7 protein-coding genes are annotated in these 4,245 nt (G+C 66.0%); 2 read left to right on the top strand and 5 right to left on the bottom strand.

Features of this window, described 5'->3' with window-relative positions:
• The 4 genes from RIN18_RS17360 to RIN18_RS17345 form a co-directional block, all read right to left on the bottom strand.
• Positions 1–289, bottom strand: a 289-nt coding sequence (locus tag RIN18_RS17360; protein ID WP_309105231.1) for a hypothetical protein, incomplete at its 3' end; no start/stop codon positions are given.
• A 132-nt stretch (positions 290–421) separates the two neighbouring features.
• Complete coding sequence (locus RIN18_RS17355) at positions 422–859, bottom strand: hypothetical protein (RefSeq protein ID WP_309105230.1); 438 nt, start codon at positions 857–859, stop codon at positions 422–424.
• A 15-nt stretch (positions 860–874) separates the two neighbouring features.
• Complete coding sequence (locus RIN18_RS17350; protein ID WP_309105229.1) at positions 875–1,321, bottom strand: GNAT family N-acetyltransferase; 447 nt, start codon at positions 1,319–1,321, stop codon at positions 875–877.
• 837 nt (positions 1,322–2,158) lie between these two features.
• The gene (locus RIN18_RS17345; RefSeq protein ID WP_309105228.1) at positions 2,159–2,371 is read right to left on the bottom strand and encodes a hypothetical protein; all 213 of its coding nucleotides are present in this window, start codon (positions 2,369–2,371) and stop codon (positions 2,159–2,161) included.
• A 475-nt stretch (positions 2,372–2,846) separates the two neighbouring features.
• Here RIN18_RS17345 and RIN18_RS17340 point away from each other — a divergent pair, with 475 nt between their 5' ends.
• Complete coding sequence (locus tag RIN18_RS17340) at positions 2,847–3,362, top strand: hypothetical protein (RefSeq protein WP_309105227.1); 516 nt, start codon at positions 2,847–2,849, stop codon at positions 3,360–3,362.
• Positions 3,363–3,409: 47 nt separating this feature from the next.
• Here RIN18_RS17340 and RIN18_RS17335 read toward each other — a convergent pair whose 3' ends face one another.
• Positions 3,410–3,847 carry a hypothetical protein gene (locus RIN18_RS17335; protein WP_309105226.1) on the bottom strand — a complete coding sequence of 146 codons (438 nt, stop codon included), beginning with the start codon at positions 3,845–3,847 and terminating at the stop codon, positions 3,410–3,412.
• A gap of 88 nt (positions 3,848–3,935) precedes the next feature.
• Between RIN18_RS17335 and RIN18_RS17330 the strand changes: the two genes are divergently transcribed.
• Positions 3,936–4,245, top strand: a 310-nt coding sequence (locus RIN18_RS17330; RefSeq protein ID WP_309105225.1) for a DUF520 family protein, incomplete at its 3' end; no start/stop codon positions are given.

Here is a 4,245-nt window from a genome sequence, read left to right as displayed (position 1 = left end):
GAGCGTTCAGCTCCGCGAGGGCGTCCAGCCGCGCGAAGCGCTCCGTCACGGGCGACCACTTGGCGATCATCCGGGTCGAGCCGACGCGCACCCAGGCGAGCGCGTTCATGTCGCTCATCACGATGCGCTCGCAGGCTGTCACCTCTCGCCCCCAGTGGCTGCGCAGCAGCGCGCCCACCCAGCCCGCCGCCGCCGCTTCGGAGCCGAACCCGAACCTCCGACGCATCACCTCTGCGGGGTCGTTCGGCTCCCAGAGCATCTGCAGCACCGGGGGAGCACTTGTGTCCATGGCGCGATCATGCCGCATCGATCGATCGGCGAGCGCGCCTGGAGGGCGGTCGTCGCTCCGGCGGTGACCGAGCGTTGCCGAGCTCGATCGTCTGGCGCGTACCCTCAGGGCGGCTTCGAACGGAGGTGTCGCTCAGCCGCCCGTGAATCCCTCCGAGGCGAGTGCGGAGCCTGCATCTTCGCAAGCCGTCATCAGCGCCGAGAAGGCCTCGTTCCAAGCATCCGAACCGACCCGCGCGGCCCCGCTAGCACCCAAGGCGATCGGAGGCGCCGCCCCTCGGAGCGCGGCGATGGCATCGCTCACTGCACCATCGCCGGTCGTCGGCAGGCGGTGGAGCACTCGCGTCGCCAGCCGGTGCCAGCCGGCGTGCTCCTGCTGCTGCATGCGCCCTTCGTCGCGGGCGATGTCGGCATTGAAGGTGATCGTCAGCACATCGCCGAACGCTTCGCAGGTCGTGGCATCGATGATGACCGCATCAGATGCGGAAGGCTCGGGCGGTGTGCTGCTCGAGCACCCCGCCAGCGCCGTCCCTCCGAGTAGGGCGAAGGCGACGAGGTTGCGACGGCGCATGCGGGAACGCTACCGCTAACGAAGCATCCTCATCACCGGAAGACCCGGAGTATCCTCGTCCACCCTCGTCACGCCGTCGCTGTCGAAACCGTTGCGTCGGTAGAAGGCCTGTGCGCGCGGGTTCTCGACGGCTACCCAGAGTTCAGCGGGCTGGTTGCCGAGCACGCCTTCTAGGAGTTGCTGACCGACCCCGGTTCCATGATGGGCCGAAAGGACGTAAAGGGCGTGCAGTGATAGCGGCCGCTTCGGCTCAGCCTCGTCGGGGAGCGTCGGGCCCGCGAAGGCCAAACCGATGATCGCGCCTCGGCGTTCGGCGATCTGAAGCGCCCGTTCTGGGCTTGGATTCGCGGTAAGCGCCTCCCATAGCGCCACTTTCGCCGCGATCACCTCGTCGTTGATGTACCCGTCCGGCAGCAGCGGCCCATATGTCTGCCTCCACCCTTCGACGTGCACGCTCGCCACCGCGGATGCATCGGCTGATGTAGGAACGCGGAAGCTGTAATGCACAAGCCCCATCTTGGCTCAAAAACGGTGCCCCGCAACGCAACAGACTGCTGGCCTAGTCTTGGCGCCATGCCCAGCGGACAGTCCTTTGACGAAGTGTTGTCTTAGGGGGCGACTCTACCTAGTCGAACTCAGGGGCGATCAGCAGCGCCCGTAACATCTCCCGAGCGTCGTCACGGACCCCAACGCGATCGAGCACCCCTTCTGCATCTGCCGAACTACGCCGATGACCGCTCGCGCACGTGTGGTCCGTCAGGAACCGCGGCGACGGCGACGCGCGTCGATCGTCAAGGCGATGAGTGCCGCAGTTGAGAGTGCAGCCCAGATGACGAGCAACGCGATGTCGAATGGTGGCCGGTCGCGGCCAAGTGCAGACGTCGTCAGCACGTAGGCAGCGAAAGCCAGTTGGGCTACGAAGGCAATCACGATCAACCGTCGCGCCCCCGCGATTCGACTCTGAGGGACGATTCCCGTCACCCGCACAGCCGAAAGTGACGAGTTCTGCACACACGGTTGCGGTGTGCGCTAGTTCCCGAGCGTGGCCTGCCAGCGGTCGACGAAGAAGATCACGACTGCCAGCGCGACGAGCCCGGCCCCCACATAGATGAACAGCGGGTCACCGCTCGAAGTGAGATCGTTCACACCTCTAACGATGCTGAGAAGGCCTCCAACAAGCGCGATCCACGGCATGATGAGGTGAAGAGAACCATAGCGCCACCTGTAGGGCCGCGGTGGCGAGTCACTGTTTGATCCATCGGATGTCATGTCATCACAGTCCTGTTCGAGGCACACTTTTCACAGCGGCTTCCGGAGCTTGGCGACGCCCATGATGACGAGAACGACTCCTGCAGGGATGCCTACGACCAGCATGGTTTCGCCGCGGTTGCCGATGTTCGCGTCGCTGGCCGCCAGGCCCATGAGCACGAGGGTGACGACGATCACCGCTAGTCCTCCGAGGATGAAGGCGCGAGCGGACGATCCATCGGTGCCCCGTGCACCCCGTCCCATACCGTCGATGCTAGATCCTCGGCCCTAGCGAGCGTCTGCTTCTTTGCCGGTTTGCCGCCGACAGCTCGCGCCGTAGCGTGGGCCACGCCATTCGCCGAGCGGGCGCGGACAAGAAGCGATGCGTTGCAGTCGCTTTCTCCCCGCGCCCATGTCACTGTGTCTGGCATGTGTCCCATCCACCGCGTCACACGGCTCGCAAGACGCGGCGAGCGCAGCCCAAGTAGCCCAAGTAGCCCAGGCGTGATCGTCTCGCGCGGTGCTGGCGGCTGAGGCGCTCTTGCTCCCGCGTACGTCGATGCCTGGCGGCCGCAAGCAGAGGTCGCAGGGACTGCGACCTCTAGAGCGTGCATCGATCCCGCGGGTTGCTATAGCCATCTCGATGTTGGCCGCGACGATGACAGCGTGCTCTCCATTGCCCTACGAAGCCGAAGGAGTGCGAGCTGACGCGACTCGGGCGCTCGCCAGCGTTGAGGAGTTGACCAGCTACACCGTGCCGGACGACGCGAACGTGATCGCGCACCAGCGCCTCGACCGGTGCTCGGACATCGCGCTCGACAATGGGTGGCAACCATCGCCCGCGTCCTTCGCATGCTTTGCCGTGGACATCAGGGTCATCCATCTCGACGGGTCACGCGCGGAGGCGGTCGAGTTCGCGCGCGAGCGCATCCACGAGTCGGGGGTGGTCGACGCCGTTGATCGGGGCGATGAGTCGATGCCTGCGTTCACCTCGGGCACGGTCGACCACGATCTCGTGAGGTACGAGGCCACTCAACCCGGTTGGGTGACCTCGACGTTGTCGACTGAGCCGATGAGCTACGCGATCGCAGATCCGATCGGGGTAGACCGCGGGGCCGATGCGCGACTCCTCACCTCCGAGGGTGACGCGCTGATCCCCGACGGCGGCGAGGACACCGTGACCATCGAATGCGGCTGCGTGCAGTGGTGGCTGATCGTCGTCGAGCGGTACTCCGTGCCGCCCGGCGAAGAGTAGCTACGTGGGTTCCACTGCGGCGCGGCCGTGTACTTTGGGTCGCCCGCTCAGCCGCCCGTGAATCCCTCCGAGGCGAGTGCGGAGCCTGCATCTTCGCAAGCCGTCATCAGCGCCGGGAAAGCCTCGTTCCAAGCGTCTGAACCGACCTGACCGGCCCCGCCAGCACCCGAGGCGATCGGGGGTGCCGCCTCACGGAGCGCGGCGATGGCATCGCTCACTGCGCCATCGCCGGTCGTCGGCAGGCGGTGGAGCACTCGCGTCGCCAGCCGGTGCCAACCAGCGTGCTCCTGCTGCTGCATGCGCCCTTCGCCGAGGGCGATGTCGGCATTGAAGGTGATCGTCAGCACATCGCCGAACGCTTCGCAGGTCGTGGCATCGGTGCTGACCGCATCTGATGCGGAAGGCTCGGGCGGTGTGCTGCTCGAGCACCCCGCGAGCGCCGTCCCTCCGAGTAGGGCGAAGGCGATGAGGTGGCGACGGCGCATGCGGGAACGCTACCTCAGCTGAGCGCAGCGCGAAGCCCGCGGGGCACCTTGCGGTAGCGCAAGGAACTTCGTGTCTTAGGGTTGCGCTATGGCAAATGACTCGAGCTTCGATGTGGTCAGCAAGGTCGACAAGATGGAGGCCGAGAACGCCGTCAACCAGGCGCGCAAGGAGGTCGAGCAGCGCTACGACTTCAAGGGCGTCGGCGCCGACGTCGCCTGGAGCGGCGAGAAGCTGCTGCTCAAGGCCTCGAGCGAGGAGCGCGTGAAGGCCGTGCTCGACGTCGTGCAGTCGAAGTTCATCAAGCGCGGCATCGACCTCAAGATGCTCGACCAGGGCGACCCCTACGCCTCCGGCAAGGAGTTCCGGATCGAGATCTCGCTCAAGGACGGCATCTCGA

The organism is Microbacterium sp., assembly GCF_031179285.1.
Taxonomy (GTDB): Bacteria; Actinomycetota; Actinomycetes; order Actinomycetales; family Microbacteriaceae; genus Microbacterium.
Note: the sequence above shows the minus strand (reverse complement) of the source record. Positions and strands in the feature narration are given on the sequence as shown.

Excerpts from the sequence above, each read along its gene's own strand:
- RIN18_RS17355 (WP_309105230.1), bottom strand. The coding sequence starts at position 859 with ATGCGCCGTCGCAACCTCGTCGCCTTCGCCCTACTCGGAGGGACGGCG.
- RIN18_RS17345 (WP_309105228.1), bottom strand. The coding sequence starts at position 2,371 with ATGGGACGGGGTGCACGGGGCACCGATGGATCGTCCGCTCGCGCCTTC.
- RIN18_RS17335 (WP_309105226.1), bottom strand. The coding sequence starts at position 3,847 with ATGCGCCGTCGCCACCTCATCGCCTTCGCCCTACTCGGAGGGACGGCG.